Source organism: Streptomyces sp. NBC_01381 (assembly GCF_026340305.1).
Taxonomy (GTDB): domain Bacteria; phylum Actinomycetota; class Actinomycetes; order Streptomycetales; family Streptomycetaceae; genus Streptomyces.
Map to the genome: position 1 here is coordinate 2463451 of NZ_JAPEPI010000002.1, position 14215 is coordinate 2477665.

At 71.7% G+C, this 14215-nt stretch carries 12 protein-coding genes; 10 read left to right on the plus strand and 2 right to left on the minus strand.

Annotated features, from left to right (window positions below; all coding sequences use genetic code 11):
* The first annotated feature begins 5 nt into the window (after positions 1-5).
* Both OG453_RS32630 and OG453_RS32635 read left to right on the plus strand, forming a co-directional pair.
* On the plus strand, positions 6-758 hold the full coding sequence (locus OG453_RS32630) for a class I SAM-dependent methyltransferase (RefSeq protein WP_266872150.1): 753 nt from the start codon (positions 6-8) through the stop codon (positions 756-758).
* Positions 759-874: 116 nt separating this feature from the next.
* The gene (locus OG453_RS32635) at positions 875-1783 is read left to right on the plus strand and encodes a class I SAM-dependent methyltransferase (protein ID WP_266872151.1); all 909 of its coding nucleotides are present in this window, start codon (positions 875-877) and stop codon (positions 1781-1783) included.
* Here the strand turns inward: OG453_RS32635 and OG453_RS32640 are convergent.
* Positions 1773-3188: a glycosyltransferase family 39 protein gene (locus tag OG453_RS32640; protein ID WP_266872152.1), complete on the minus strand. Its 1416-nt coding sequence runs from the start codon at positions 3186-3188 to the stop codon at positions 1773-1775. The two genes, OG453_RS32635 and OG453_RS32640, sit on opposite strands and share 11 nt — an antisense overlap.
* Positions 3189-3475: 287 nt before the next feature.
* On the opposite strand from OG453_RS32640, the gene OG453_RS32645 reads away from it, so the two are divergent.
* Positions 3476-7180 carry a WD40 repeat domain-containing protein gene (locus tag OG453_RS32645; protein WP_266872153.1) on the plus strand — a complete coding sequence of 1235 codons (3705 nt, stop codon included), beginning with the start codon at positions 3476-3478 and terminating at the stop codon, positions 7178-7180.
* A gap of 107 nt (positions 7181-7287) precedes the next feature.
* Here OG453_RS32645 and OG453_RS32650 read toward each other — a convergent pair whose 3' ends face one another.
* Positions 7288-8079 (minus strand): aldo/keto reductase, encoded by a 792-nt coding sequence (locus OG453_RS32650; RefSeq protein ID WP_266873209.1) that lies wholly within the window; start codon positions 8077-8079, stop codon positions 7288-7290.
* Between the two features lie 324 nt (positions 8080-8403).
* On the opposite strand from OG453_RS32650, the gene pqqA reads away from it, so the two are divergent.
* The 7 genes from pqqA (at position 8404) to OG453_RS32685 (ending at position 14207) form a co-directional block, all read left to right on the plus strand.
* Positions 8404-8529 carry a pyrroloquinoline quinone precursor peptide PqqA gene (gene pqqA / locus OG453_RS32655; RefSeq protein ID WP_266872154.1) on the plus strand — a complete coding sequence of 42 codons (126 nt, stop codon included), beginning with the start codon at positions 8404-8406 and terminating at the stop codon, positions 8527-8529.
* 10 nt (positions 8530-8539) lie between these two features.
* Positions 8540-9436, plus strand: a complete 897-nt coding sequence (locus OG453_RS32660; protein ID WP_266872155.1) for an MBL fold metallo-hydrolase — start codon at positions 8540-8542, stop codon at positions 9434-9436.
* On the plus strand, positions 9433-10134 hold the full coding sequence (gene pqqC / locus OG453_RS32665) for a pyrroloquinoline-quinone synthase PqqC (RefSeq protein WP_266872156.1): 702 nt from the start codon (positions 9433-9435) through the stop codon (positions 10132-10134). Before OG453_RS32660 ends, pqqC begins: the two co-directional genes overlap by 4 nt.
* Entirely contained in the window at positions 10134-10394 is a 261-nt protein-coding gene (pqqD, locus tag OG453_RS32670; RefSeq protein WP_266872157.1) for a pyrroloquinoline quinone biosynthesis peptide chaperone PqqD, read from the plus strand. Before pqqC ends, pqqD begins: the two co-directional genes overlap by 1 nt.
* Positions 10395-10789: 395 nt before the next feature.
* Positions 10790-11980, plus strand: a complete 1191-nt coding sequence (gene pqqE / locus OG453_RS32675; protein ID WP_266873210.1) for a pyrroloquinoline quinone biosynthesis protein PqqE — start codon at positions 10790-10792, stop codon at positions 11978-11980.
* A gap of 88 nt (positions 11981-12068) precedes the next feature.
* On the plus strand, positions 12069-13082 hold the full coding sequence (locus OG453_RS32680) for a chitinase (RefSeq protein ID WP_266872158.1): 1014 nt from the start codon (positions 12069-12071) through the stop codon (positions 13080-13082).
* Between the two features lie 3 nt (positions 13083-13085).
* Positions 13086-14207: a sorbosone dehydrogenase family protein gene (locus OG453_RS32685; protein ID WP_266872159.1), complete on the plus strand. Its 1122-nt coding sequence runs from the start codon at positions 13086-13088 to the stop codon at positions 14205-14207.
* Positions 14208-14215: the final 8 nt, after the last annotated feature.

A 14215-nucleotide genomic window follows, 5' to 3' on the forward strand; every position in this document is an offset into this window, starting at 1 on the left:
TACCGATGCTGGACTACGGCAAGGAAGCAGTCCGCTACGACGCGTCGCGCGGCGGTGAGCCACGCGCCGCGGCCGCTGCCGCAGCGGTCCTGGGCCTGGTGCCTTCCCGGACCCGCACCCTGCTGGACGTGGCCTGCGGCACGGGCCTGGTCACCCGGCGGCTTTCCCGCCCTGGCCTGCGGGTGACCGGCGTGGACGCGGCGGACGGCATGGCGCGGATGGCGGCGGCGCGGGTCCCGGGATCCGTGGTGCTCGGGGACAGCCGTCAACTGCCCTTCCCCGACGCCTCGTTCGACGCCGTGAGCACGGTCTGGCTGCTGCATCTGCTGCCCGGAGCCGACGAGACGGCCGTGGTCGTCGCCGAGTGCGCGCGGGTGCTGCGGCCCGGCGGCGTCTATGTCACGACCGTCGACAAGGCCGCCTCGCACGACGTGGGCAGCGACATCGACGCCGTGCTCGCCGGACGTCCGGTGCGCACCGCCCCCGACCGCGCGGACACGGTGCGCTCGCACGCGGCGGCGCACGGCCTGACGGGGGAGGGGCGGGCCCGGTTCCGCGGGCACGGCCAGGGGCGCTCGCCGCGCGGCACCGTCGATGACCTGCACCGCGGCTGGTTCACCATGCTGGCCCCGGACTCGCCCCTGACCGCAGGGTTCGCGGCCCGCCTCGCGGAGCTGCCGGACCAGGAAGTCCCGCGCGCCGACCCGGAGTTCACGCTCCTGTCGTTCAGGAAGCAACCGGCGGTCACCGCCCCATAAGTTCCGCACGACGGTTTGCTGAAACGGCAAGGCTGCTTGGCGAGTGGCGCCCCGAAGCGCAGGCTGGGGACCGATCCCACCCACCCCTGAGCACACCGAAGGCGGCGGCAGCGAAGATGGCCCACGACCACGACGACACTCACCAGCACGGCCACGGCCACGGCCACGGCCACGGTCACCACCACCACGACGACATCGACTGGGCGGCGATGGGCCCCATGCTGGAGCGGCAGGCGGAGCTCGCCGCGCCGCAGAACCGCGAGATCGCCGCGTGGCTGCGCGACTGGCAGCCGGAGCCGTCCCTGATCGCGGACGTGGGCGGCGGCTCGGGCAGCATCTCCTTCCTGCTCGCCGAGGTCTTCCCCAAGGCCGCTGTGATCACCGTGGACCCGGCGGAGCCGCTCCTGGAGCGGGCCAGGGAGCGCGCCGCCCGCGAGGGCCTGACGGACCGCGTAAGCACCCGCAGGGCGGAACTGCCCGAGGGCATCGGCGAACTGCCGCCCGCCGACCTCCTCTGGATCGGCCGTGCCCTGCACCACGTGGGCGACCAGCAGGCGGCGCTCGCCGCGCTCGCGGACCGCCTGGCGCCGGGCGGCGCCCTTGCCCTCCTCGAAGGCGGCCTCAATCCCCGCAGCCTGCCCCGCGACATCGGCTTCGGCCGCCCCGGCCTGCAGACCCGCTTCGACCTGGCCGACGAGAAGTGGTTCACGCAGATGCGCGCGGACCTGCCGGGCGCCAAGTCGGTCACGGAGGACTGGCCCGCGCTCCTGACCGAGGCGGGCCTGCGCCACGTGGGCACCCGCTCCTTCCTCCTCGACCTCCCGGCCCCCCTGCCCGCCGACGCCCGCACCCACCTCATCGGCGAACTCACCCGCCGCCGCGAGATGCACGCGGACACCCTCGACGCCGGCGACCTCGCCACGGTCGACCGCCTCCTGGACGAGAACGACGACCAGAGCCTGCACCACCGGCCGGATGTGTTCCTGCTGTCCGTGCAGACGGTGCATGTGGGGGTCAAGGGCTAGCTGGGCAGTGGCCGGGGCGGGCGTACAGGGTGACGCGCCAGCCCCGGTCGCTCCGGGTGTGGCATTGCTCGAAGTGGTCCTTCAGGACGTCGCGTTTCACGGTCTCCCGCGGGATCTGGTCGACGGGATCGCGCGAGGGGTCGGTGACGAAGACGATCCGGGTCCGCGTGAGCATCCGGGCCCGGATGACATCGGCGCCGACCTCGGTGCCGTACAAGGTGTGCGAAGGGGCGGGACGCCGATCGAGGGCGAGATCGTCGAGCTCCGCGACGGCCTGCGGGTGCGGCAGGGACCAGACCCGGCGGCGCAGCGGCATGTAGAGCACGGCGTCGCCCTCGCTCCCGGCGTCCTGAAGGGCCTGCGTGACCGCTGCCGTGTTGTCGAGGCGGCTGTCCGGAGTACGTAGATGCGCGCTGTAGGGGGCCAGAGCGATCAGGGCGGCAGCGGCGGCGACCACAGCGATGGTGGTCCGCCGGCGTCCGCCGCGCGACACCTGGTCGAGGAGCGCCCCGATGAGCAGCGCGAGCCCGGCGATGCCGTACAGGACGTAACGGTCCGCGTAGAGCGGCTTGACCGGGGCGATGAGCAGCAGCGCGAGCGTGGGGGTGACGAGCAGCGCCAGGGCGGGCCGACGCAGCCCGATCGGCCGCCCCGCATCCGCCGCCCGCCCGCCGAGCCTGCCGAGGAGCGCCGCGCAGACCACCCCGGCCACGCACAGACCGGTGGCTCCCGCGTACTGGCTCAGGTCGACGTGGAGCCATCCCACCTGTTCCTTCTGCCGCTGGCTCAGCACGGCGAGCGGCGCGAGACCCGTGACCACGACCGCCGCGGCCCGGGCCCACGGCCGGCGCGCGGTCCACGGCACCGTCAGGGCGTGCGCGGGCAGCGCGAACACCGCGAACTCGTGCAGCAGGCACGTCACCAGCATCAGCGCGCCGTACCAGCGCCACAGGCGGCGCGCCCGGCGTCCGTCGGCCGATGCCGCGCGCACCAGCACGTACGTCGCCCAGACGACAAGGGCGCACACCATCGCGTACGAACGGCCCTCCTGTGCGAAACGCTGGATCGAAGGGATCACCGCGAACACGGCCCCGGCGAGCAGCCCGGCCCGCGGACCGGCGAGGTGCCGCCCGAGCATCGCCACACCGGCGGTGGCCACGCTCATCGCGAGCACGGACGGGATCCGCATCACGAGCAACGGGTCGGCACGGCCGAAGAGTTCACAGATCCCGTAGAGGCCGTACATGAGTAAGTAGTAGAGCCCGTGCACGGCGTCCGCGTTTCCCAGCGTGTGCCAGAGGTCGGACAGGCCGCGGTGCGCGACGTCGTACGTGACCGCTTCGTCCCGCCACATGCTTCCGCCGCGGCGTACGCCCCAGAGGCCCAGGGCGAGAGTCAGCAGCACGCCTGGCAGGACGGCGGGTAACCACCGTGTGCGATCCCTTAGTTGAACGGCGTGCTCGGACTGGCGCGCGGATGCTTGCGGCCGGTCGGAAAGGCTGGACCGAGTGGTGGTGGCGATGGCGGGCTCCCCGTGCGTGTGCGGTCGGCTGTGCGGATCCGGGCCCAAGAACGGGACCGGAAAGCCGAGTTCAGCGGCGCACGGATTGATTGGCAGCCCTGTTTCGCCGCACCGATCAATTGCTAACGTGGTCTCGGATCTTGACCAGAGGGGGCTGGGAGGGGCAGGGGATGGGGCGTCGGGAGAAGCCGCTCGAGCCGACGGCGGGCCCGGTACAGCGGTTCGCGTACGAACTCCGCAAGCTCCGCGTCGACGCGGGCAGCCCCACCTACCGGGCGATGGCCCAGCGCGTCGCGTACTCCGCTCCGACGCTCTCCGCGGCCGCCGCCGGAGAGCGGCTGCCGACGCTGCCCGTGCTGCTCGCCTATGTGTCCGTGTGCGACGGGGACCCGCAGGAGTGGGAGCGGCGCTGGTACGAAACGGTCGCCGAAGACGCCGAACGGGACACGGACGGGGGCGAGTCCCCCTATCCCGGGCTCGCCAGATTCGGTGCCGACGACCAGGCCCGCTTCCATGGCCGCGGCGACCTCGTGGACGAGCTGGTGCGGCTCACCTCGCGGCGCCGCGTGGCGGCCGTGATCGGTGCCTCCGGCAGCGGCAAGTCGTCGCTGCTGCGGGCCGGGCTCATCCCGGCGTTACGGGAGTCCACCGATGCCCGGCGCCCGGCCGCGATGCGCATTCTCACCCCGGGCGACCGCCCGGCCCGAACGCACCGGGCCCTGCTGACGCCCGCCGACGGCGCCGGCGACACGCTCCTCGTGATCGACCAGTTCGAGGAGGTCTTCTCGCTCTGCCACTCCCCGGCGGAACGGACGGAATTCCTGGACCGGCTGCTCATGGCCCGCGCCCCCGGCAGCCGCCTGCGCGTGATCGTCGCCGTCCGCGCCGACTTCTACGGCCGCTGCGCCGAACACGGCCCCCTGGCCGACGCGCTGGGAGACGCCAACCTCCTCGTCGGCCCCATGTCGCCGAGTCGACTGCGCGAGGCCATCGTCAGGCCCGCGGCGGCCGAACGGCTCGTCGTGGAGCGGACGTTGACGGCCCGGATCGTGGCCGACGTGGTGGACGAGCCGGGCGGCCTCCCGCTGATGGCGCACGCGCTCCGCGAAGTGTGGCGGCGGCGCAGCGGCAAGACACTGACAGAGGCGGCGTACGAGGCGATCGGCGGCGTACGGGGCGCCATCGCGCACACCGCGGAGGAAGTCTTCGGGCGGCTGACGGACGCGGAGGCCGCGACGGCCCGTCGGCTGCTCCTGCGCATGGTCGCGCCGGGCGACGGCACGCAGGACACCCGCCGCCCCGTCGACCGCGCCGAACTTCCGGCCGGCTGCGACGACGTACTGGAACGCCTGGTCGCCGCGCGGCTGCTGACCGTCGACGGAACGACGGTCGACCTCGCCCACGAGGCCCTGATCAGCGCATGGCCGAGGCTCCGGGGGTGGGTCGACGCGGACCGCGACCGGCTGCGGCTGCACCGGGCGCTGACCGAGGCGGCCGTGACGTGGCAGGAGCTTGGGCGGGACGCGGGGGCCGTGTACCGGGGGACGAGGCTGACGGCGGCGCGGGAGGCGTTCGGTTCGGGAACTGATTCCGGCTCCCTCGAACTGACCGCCCTGGAAAAGGAGTTCCTCGACGCCGGTGTCGACGCCCACGACCACGACATACGCGCGAAGGCACGCGCCGCGCGCCGGACGCGGGCGCTCATCTCCGGCCTCGCCGTACTGCTCTGCCTCGCCGTGGTCGCGGGCATGGCCGCCTGGCAGCAGAACCGGAACGGGGAGCGGCAGCGGGCCGAGGCCCAGGCGCGGCGGATCGTCGGCGTCGCGCAGACGCTGCGGGTTTCGGATCCGGTGACCGCGATGCGGCTGAGTGTGGCTGCCTGGCGCGTCGCGGATCTGCCGGAGACACGCGAGGCGGTGCGTGCCGTCGGCGCGTGGCGGGAGCAGGACTCGTTCGCCGGCCTCGACAAGAGCACCACGCCGAACGCGCGGCGCTGGCTGAGCATGGACGGGCGCACGCTGACGGCGGTCGACCGTGACCGTGTGGTGCGGTGGGACGTGCGCGACCATCGCCGCATCGGTACGACGTCCCGGCCCGGTGCCCACGAGAACAGCATGGACGTCAGCGCCGACGGACGCATGGTCGCGCAGCACGGCAGGAGCGGCGTACTGGTGTGGGATCTGGTCCGGAACCGGGCGGTCGGCCCGCGCTTCGGGACGGGGGAACGGTGGGACACGGACGGTTGGTTCGGGCCGCGCGGCCGGACCTTCGTCATCCGCACGAGGGTCGGCGACGGTGCCACGGTCCAGGTGTGGGACATACGCAGGCACAAGCTTCTCGACGAGATCCGGGGCCAGGACACGGAGAGTCCCGCTCCGGCGCTCAGCCCCGATGACCGGCTGCTCGCGACCTGTTCGCAGGGCGGCCGGCTCGCTGTGCGGGACGTCGCGAAGGGGCGGTACGTGCCCAGGACCTGGCCGCGCGATGTGGATGAACAGGTCTGCGGAGCACCTGAGTTGACCTTCACCCCGGACAGCCGGGCGCTGTCCTTCTCCATGGGGAGCGGGATCCGCACCTGGGAGCCGACGACCGGCCGGGAGCGCCCGAAGATCAAGCTGCCCGCCGGCTCCGAGGGAGGTGTGGACTTCGACGATGACGGGACGGTCGCGGCGGTCATGGCCGACGACGGGGACATCACGCTGTGGATGACCGATTCGCCCGGCACGTCGCTCCTGCGCTATCCGGTGCGGGACCGCGGAGCCACCGACTTGAGGGTGGACACGGCAGCGGGTGTGATCCGCTACCGGGCCAGCTCCGAAGTCGTACGCACCCTCGACATTCGAGCGGCCCTGACCGTGCACGGTCGCAGTCGACCGCTGGCGGCCGCGCGCTTCAGCCCGGACGGGCGCACCCTCGCCACGGTCGAAGGCCGCGGCAGCGAAGGGAAGCTGAGGCTGCGCGATGCGCGGAGCGGTGAGGTGTCGGCGTCGCTGCCAGGACCGGCCTGCGTGGAATGCGGGGTGGGCCAGCCGTGGGCCTTCTCCCCGGACAGCCGGGCTCTTGCCTACGGGTTCCTGGGCCAGAGCGGCACGACGGTGCGGCGGTGGAACATCAGGGACGCCCAGGAGTCGTCCCGTACGCGCGTCCCGTCGTGGGTCGACAGCCTGGCGGTCCCGTCGCGCGGTGCGCGAGTGGTCGCCGCGGGCACACCGCTGGGCGAGCGGGACCACGACGACCGGCAGGTCGAGGTCTGGAACATGACGGGGGACACGCGAACCAGGGCGTTGCGGCAGCATACGGCCGGACTGGTGGGAACGCTGGCTCCCGACGGCCGATCCCTCCTCACGACGGACGGTGTGCTGACCGACCTCCGGACGGGGCGGTCGTCGCGGGCACTGCGCGGCGAGGACATGTTGAGCACCGTGGTCCACAGCCCCGACGGCCGCCTTCTCGCCGTCGCCGACGACAGCGGCAGGATCACCCTGTGGGACGCCCGTGGCCGCCGAGCCCTGGGCGTGCTCTCTCCGGGCTCGTACGAATGGGGCAGGGCGGAGGAGCCACTCGGATCGGTCCTGTCCTTCTCCGAAGACGGCCGCTATCTCGCCGCGGGTGGAGAGAACGGCACCGTACGCGTCTGGGAGACCGAAACCCCCCGCCTTGCGGGCGCCGAGTACCCCGCCACGGACGGCCCCGTCCTGGGACTCGGCTTCGCCGGGGACGAACTCCGGGTGGCGACCGCGCACATCCCCAGCCGCTCGGTGCCGATCGGGGCGGGCCGTGCGGCGGACGCCGTGTGTGAGCGCGCCAGAGGCGGACTCAGCAGGGCGCAGTGGCAGACCTATCTGCCAACTGTCGAGTACCGAAAGACCTGTTGACGAAGACCTGTTGACTTGACGAAGGCCTGTTGACGCGAACAGCGGGCGGGACGGCAAAGGGGCGCCTGCGCCCGGCGTGTGCCGGACGGAGGCGCCCCAGGGTGACGTCAGAGCACGTCGAACGTGGACGGATCCGGACCGAGCCGCCGGTCCTCGTTCAGGGCGCTGATCGCCGCCATGTCCTCGGGGTCCAGCTCGAAGCTGAAGACGTCGATGTTCTCCTTGATCCGCGACGGCGTCACGGACTTGGGGATCACCACGTTGCCCAACTGGACGTGCCAGCGCAGGACGACCTGTGCGGGCGTGCGGCCGTGCTTCTGGGCGATCGCGACGATCGCGGGGACCTCCAGGAGCCCCTTGCCCTGGCCCAGCGGGGACCAGGCCTCCGTGGTGATGCCCTGCTCCGCGTGGTACTCGCGGGCGGCGCGCTGCTGGAGGTGGGGGTGGAGCTCGATCTGGTCGACCGCCGGGATGATCGACGTCTCGTCGAGCAGCCGCTCCAGGTGGTCGGGCTCGAAGTTCGAGACGCCGATGGACTTCGCGCGCCCGTCGGCCTGGATCTTCTCGAACGCCTTGTACGTGTCCACGTAGAGGTTCTTGGAGGGCAGCGGCCAGTGGATCAGGTACAGGTCCACATAGTCGAGGCCCAGCTTCTCCAGCGACGCGTCGAAGGCGCGGAGCGTGGCGTCGTAACCCTGGTCCGCGTTCCAGAGCTTCGTGGTGACGAAGAGCTCCGCGCGGGCGATGCCGGAAGCGGCGATGGCCTTGCCGGTGCCCTCTTCGTTGCCGTAGACGGCCGCGGTGTCGATGCTGCGGTACCCGGCCTCCAGTGCCGTCGTGACGGCCGCCTCGGCCTCGTCGTCCGGTACCTGCCAGACGCCGAAGCCGAGCTGCGGCATCTCGACGCCATTGTTCAGGATGATCGGGGGGACCTTGCTCACGAGCTCTCGATCCTTAAGTCGTCGGGTGGTACTCCCATGGTCAACGATCAGGTGCGGTGCTGCATTCCTTGACCACTCCCGGGTGAAGTACGGGCGTTTTTTGGTCCGCACCATTGACCGCGTTCCGTCATGCCGCGACTCTATTGCACATCACTGAACGCAGGACACTCATGTGAACGCCCGGTGAACTGGGTGCTCCTTTCGCTCCTGCCCCCCACCCTGAACCCTCACCCTGGCCCCCACCCTGAACCCCCACTTTTTCAGGAAGGCAGCGATCCACGTATGAATGACCACGAGACCCCCACGGCACTTCCGGCGCCAGAAGCCGTCACCGCATGGCAGACCCCCGAGTACGAGGTCGTGGAGACCGCGCTCGAAGTGACCGCGTACCGCCGCGCCGACCGGTAACCCCGCCGCCATGCTGCTGCAGGTGCTCGGCACCGCGGCGGGCGGCGGGCTGCCCCAGTGGAACTGCGCGTGCCCCGGATGCACCGGGGCGCGCGCCCACCCGGAGCGTCGCCGCCGGCATGCCTCGCTCGCCGTGCGCGCGGCGGAGGGGTGCTGGTACGTCGTCAACGCCACCCCAGACATCGGCGAGCAGATCGAGGACTGCCCGGACCTGCGTCCCGGTCCCGGAGCCCGGCAGACTCCCATCGCCGGTGTCGTGCTCACCGACGCCGAACTCGACCACACCCTCGGCATCGCCCGCTTCCGGGAAGCGGCCGCCGGCTTCGAGGTCCTCGCCACCGCTCCCGTACGGCAGGCGGTGGGGGAGGGGCTGGGGCTCGATGCCGTCCTCGGGCCCTATACGGATGTGCGGTGGCGGGAGCTGACCGCCGCCGGGTGCTCGTTGGGGGGCGGGGGGTTGCGTGTCAGCGCCGTGCCCCTGTCCGGGAAGCGCCCAAGGTACGCCGCCAACTCCACGAACAGCGGGGATAGTTGGTCCGTGGCGTTGCGTCTGCACGACTCCGGTACCGGCCGGACCCTGCTGTACGCGCCCGCCCTCGCCGTCTGGTCCGACGCCTTCGACGAAGCCGTGCGCGACGCCGATCTCGTCTTCGTCGACGGCACCTTCTGGGACGACGACGAGCCCCTGCGCTGCGGCTTCTCCACCCGCACCGCCACCGGCATGGGGCATCTGCCCATCACTGGGCCCGGCGGCACCGCGCGCCGGCTCGCCCGGCTGCCGGGGCGCTGCCTCTACACCCACCTCAACAACACCAATCCCCTGGGGAATCCGCACGCCGAGCAGCACAAGCTGCTCGCGGAGTGGGGAATCGAAGTCGCGGCGGAACGGATGGTGATCGAGCTATGACTGTGACGGCTCCCTGGACGGCCGACGAGTTCACGGCGCGGCTGCGCGCCGTCTCCGCCGAGCGGTACCACGACCGGCACCCCTTCAACGTACGCATGCACGAAGGCACCCTCACCCGGGACGAGTTGCGCCGCTGGATCGTCAACCGCTTCCACTACCAGCGGTACATCCCTGTCAAGGACGCGCTGATTCTCGCCAAGTTCGACGATCCGGCGCTGCGGCGCGGCTGGGTGCGGCGGATCCAGGACCACGACGGGGAGAAGGACGGCGACGGCGGCATCGAGCGCTGGCTGCGGCTCGGTGAGGCCGCGGGAATCGGGCGCGAGGTGCTGCTCGACGTATCCAGCGTGCTGGCCGGCGTGCGGCTGGCGGTCGACGGGTACGTCAACTTCTGCCGCCTCAGGCCCGCCCTTGACGCCGTCGCCGCATCGCTCACCGAGTTGTCCGCGCCGGACCTCATGCGGACCAGGATCGAGGCGTTCGAGCGGCATTACCCGTGGATCGAGGCGGAGGGCCTCGCGTACTTCCGCACCCGGGTGGAACAGGGCGGCAGGGACGGGCAGGAGGCGCTCGGCCTCGTCCTGGAGTGGGCGCGCACACGGCCGGAACAGGAGCGGGCCGTCGCCGCGCTCGGCTTCAAGTGCGACGTCCTGTGGACACTGCTGGACGCGGTCGACCGCGGGCCGGGGCGCGGCTGATGGCCGGCGACTGGCGCCCCGTGCTCGCCCGCTCCGTGACCCTGCGACACGACCGGGTGCGCGGAGTCGACCTGCTGGTACTGCCCGAGCGGGTGGTCGTACTGCGCGGGTCCGCGGGGAGCGTGGTGGGCCTGTGCGACGGTGAGCGTGAAGTGGAGCAGATCGTGGGCGAGTTGGCGCGGCGGCATCCGGACGCGCCGGTCGCCGACGAGGTGCCGGGGTTCCTCGCGGCACTGCGGGCGGAGGGGTGGCTCCGGTGAGGGGCGATCCGCAGAGCGCTGGGGCGAGCGGGCTCCCGAGTGCTGGTGTGGCGAAGGGCCCGAGTGCTGGTGCGGCTGCCCGTCCGAGCGCTGGTACCACCGAGCTTCCGAATGTGGGTGCGGCTGGGGGCCCGAGTCCTGGCAGCACCGAGCTCCCGAGTGCTGGCGTCGTCGAGCCCTCGAGTCCTGGCGCGGCTGCGGGCCCGCGCCTCGGCATGGCTGAGCGTCCGCGCGCTGGTGCTACCGAGCTCCCGAGTGCTGGTGCGACTCTGCGTCCGAGTTCTGGCGCTGCCGTGCGTCCGAGCGCTGGCGTCACCGAGCCCCCGAGCCCTGGCACGGCTGTACCCCCGAGCCCCGCCACCACCGAGCCTCCGAACGCCGGCACGCCTGCGCGCCTGAGACTTGGTGCGGCTGAGCGTCCGCGCCCCGCCACCCCCGCGCCCCCGAGCCCCACCGCCGCGCCCCCGCGCCCCCATCCCCATCCCGTCGAGCCGCCCTGGGCCCTGCTCGCCGAGCTCACCCACGGGTGCCCTCTGTGCTGTGCCTACTGTTCCAATCCCATCGAACTGGTCGAGCGCGAGCGTGAGTTGACTGCCGCGCAGTGGGCCGATGTGATGCGGCAGGCCGCTGATATCGGTGTCGTGCAGACGCATCTGTCCGGCGGGGAGCCGCTCCTGCGTCGTGATCTCGTGGAGATCGTGCGCGGTGCCGACTCCGTCGGGATCCACACGCAGCTCGTGACCAGTGGAGTCGGACTGCACGAGCGTCGGCTCGGCGCACTTGTCGACGCGGGGCTGCGCAGCGTCCAGCTGTCCGTGCAGCACGCTGACCCCGCAGCCGCTCAACTCATCGCGGGGGTACGGGCGTTCGGTGCCAAGGAGCGGGCTGCCCGGCTCGTGCGGGCTGCCGGGCTGCCGCTCGGGCTCAACGCGGTGCTGCACCGCGCCAATCTCGACGCGCTCGACGGGCTCGTGGAGCTGGGGCTCGCCTGGGGCGCCGACCGCATCGAGCTGGCCAACACCCAGTTCTACGGCTGGGCGCTGCGGAACAGGGGCGCGCTGCTTCCGGGGCGGGAACAGGTCGCGTACGCCCGTGAACGCGTCGAGCGGTGGCGGGAGCGGCTCGCGGGGCGCATGGAGCTGGTGTGGGTGGCGCCCGACTACGTCGACGGGATCGCCAAGCCCTGCATGGGCGGCTGGGGCGCCGTCTCACTGACCGTTGCCCCGGACGGGACGGTGCTTCCCTGCCCGGCCGCCGGTGAGCTGCTCGCAGAAGACGCACCGAACGTGCGGGACCGCCAACTGGGCTGGATCTGGCGGGAGTCGGCGGCCTTCAACCGCTATCGCGGCGAGGCGTGGATGCGTGACCCCTGCCGCAGCTGCGAGCTGCGCACCGTGGACTTCGGGGGCTGCCGCTGCCAGGCGTACGCCCTGACCGGCGATGCCACCCGCACCGACCCCGCCTGCCACCGCTCGCCGGACCACGCGGCGGTCCGCGCCCTCGTCGACGGCGCCGGTGACGGCGCCAGTGACGGCGCGGGTGACCGCCCGACGGACTTCGCCTACCGGGCGTACCCGAAGACGTAACCCCTCCCTCCCGCAGGAGCCGCACCTGCCCTGCACCCTCAGACCGTTAGGAACCCTTCCTAACACCGCAAAGGAGAGCACACCCCCCATGTCCCACACCCCCCACAGAACGGTCACCGCGGTGGCCGCCGCCGGAGTCCTCGCGACGGCGGCCTCCCTCACCCTGGCCGCCCAGTCATCGGCCGCGCCCCCGCAGGCACGGCCCAAAGCCCCTGGCACCATCCACGCCGCCCCCTACGAGTACCTGGGCTGGGGCGACCCGCAGCAGCCCACCGACGTGATGGCCGCGACCGGCGTCAAATGGTTCACGCTCGCCTTCATCCTGTCCGACGGCGGCTGCAACCCCGCCTGGGACGGCAGCCGCCCTCTGAAGGGCGGCTCCGATGAATCCGCCATCAACTCCATACGTGGTGCGGGCGGCGACATCGTCGTCTCCGTCGGCGGCTGGAGCGGCGCCAAGCTCGGCGAGAAGTGCACCAGCGCCGACGCGCTCGCCGGCGCCTACCAGAAGGTCATCGACGCCTATGACCTCAAGGCGTTCGACATCGACATCGAGGACACCGAGTTCAACAACGCGACCGTGCGCCAGCGGGTCGTCGACGCCCTGAAGATCGTGAAGGAGAAGAACCCGGGGATCGTCACCTACGTGACCATGGGCACGACCCCGGAGGGCCCCGACGCCACCGGCAAGGACCTCATCCGGCGTGGCGCCGACGCCGGACTCGACAACGACGCCTGGGTGATCATGCCGTTCGACTTCGGCGGCCACAGCGGCTCCATGGGCGAGGCCTCGGTCAGCGCCATGGAGGGCTTGCAGAGCGCGGTCAAGAGCGCCTACGGCTACAGCGACGCCGACGCGTACCAGCACATCGGCGTCTCCTCCATGAACGGCAAGACCGACGTGCCCGACGAGACCGTCACCACGGCTGACTTCGAGACGATCCTCGCGTACGCCAAGGAGCACCACATCGCACGGTTCTCCTTCTGGTCGGTCAACCGTGACCGCGACTGCGGCTCGGGCGGAAGCCCCGGCGACTCGTGCAGCGGCGTGTCGCAACAGCCGTACGACTTCACCAAAATCGTTGCCCAGTACGGAGGTTGAGAGATGACCAGCGGCAAGAACAGCGGCAAGAAGAGAGCGGCTCTGCTCGGGGCCGCCGCACTCGTGGTGGCCGGGCTCACGCAGTACGGCCCCGCCGTGTCCGCGGCCGCCCCCGCGCCACCGATGTCGACGTCGGCGGCCGGAGAACCGACGGACATCGCCACCATCTCCACCGGCTGGACGATCCCCTGGGGCACCTCCTGGACACCCGACGGGGCGTCCGCGGTGGTCACCGAACGCGACGACTTCCGCGTCTGGCTCGTCTCCAAGGACGGCAAGGAGAAGACGCAGATAGGCACCGTCCCCGAGTCCCAGACCACGGGCGGCGAGGGCGGGTTGATGGGTGTGGCCGTCGACCCGGACTGGGACACGAACCCTTACGTGTACGTCATGCACACCTCGTCCGAGGGCAATCGCATCGCCCGCATGACCTACGACGGCACGCGGCTGACGGACTACAAGGTTCTGCTCAAGGGGATCAAGAAGAACAAGTACCACAACGGCGGCCGCCTGGCCTTCGGCCCCGACGGCCACCTCTACGCCACCACCGGCGACGCCCAGGACGGCGGCCTCGCGCAGGACAAGAACTCCCTCAACGGCAAGATCCTGCGCCTGACGAGGGACGGCGAACCCGCCCCCGGCAACCCCTTCGGCAACTACGCCTACAGCATGGGCCACCGCAACCCGCAGGGCATCGCCTTCGATCCCCAAGGGCGGCTGTGGGAAGCCGAGTTGGGGCAGAGCGCCAAGGACGAGCTCAACCTCATCAAGCCCGGCGCGAACTATGGCTGGCCCACCTGCGAGGGCGAGTGCGACGTCTCCGGCATGACGAACCCCAAGAAGACCTGGGGCGTCGCGGAGGCCTCGCCGAGCGGTGTCGCCGTCGTCGACGGCGCCGTCTACATGGCGGCGCTGAAGGGCGAGCGGCTCTGGCGCATACCGATCAGCGCCGACAACGAGGACGTCGGCACGGCGAAGGCGTTCTACGTCGGTGAGTACGGGCGGCTGCGCGCCGTCACCGCCGTGCCGGGCGCCGATCAGCTCTGGCTCTCCACCACCAACGCGGACAACAACGGTGGAGAGCCGGACGGTTCGGATCAGATCTTCCGAGTGACGATCGGTTAGATCACGTA

Coding starts and splice junctions, on each gene's coding strand:
- OG453_RS32630 (WP_266872150.1), top strand. CDS start 6: ATGCTGGACTACGGCAAGGAAGCAGTCCGCTACGACGCGTCGCGCGGC.
- OG453_RS32635 (WP_266872151.1), top strand. CDS start 875: ATGGCCCACGACCACGACGACACTCACCAGCACGGCCACGGCCACGGC.
- OG453_RS32645 (WP_266872153.1), top strand. CDS start 3,476: ATGGGGCGTCGGGAGAAGCCGCTCGAGCCGACGGCGGGCCCGGTACAG.
- OG453_RS32650 (WP_266873209.1), bottom strand. CDS start 8,079: ATGCCGCAGCTCGGCTTCGGCGTCTGGCAGGTACCGGACGACGAGGCC.
- pqqA (WP_266872154.1), top strand. CDS start 8,404: ATGAATGACCACGAGACCCCCACGGCACTTCCGGCGCCAGAAGCCGTC.
- OG453_RS32660 (WP_266872155.1), top strand. CDS start 8,540: ATGCTGCTGCAGGTGCTCGGCACCGCGGCGGGCGGCGGGCTGCCCCAG.
- pqqC (WP_266872156.1), top strand. CDS start 9,433: ATGACTGTGACGGCTCCCTGGACGGCCGACGAGTTCACGGCGCGGCTG.
- pqqD (WP_266872157.1), top strand. CDS start 10,134: ATGGCCGGCGACTGGCGCCCCGTGCTCGCCCGCTCCGTGACCCTGCGA.
- OG453_RS32680 (WP_266872158.1), top strand. CDS start 12,069: ATGTCCCACACCCCCCACAGAACGGTCACCGCGGTGGCCGCCGCCGGA.
- OG453_RS32685 (WP_266872159.1), top strand. CDS start 13,086: ATGACCAGCGGCAAGAACAGCGGCAAGAAGAGAGCGGCTCTGCTCGGG.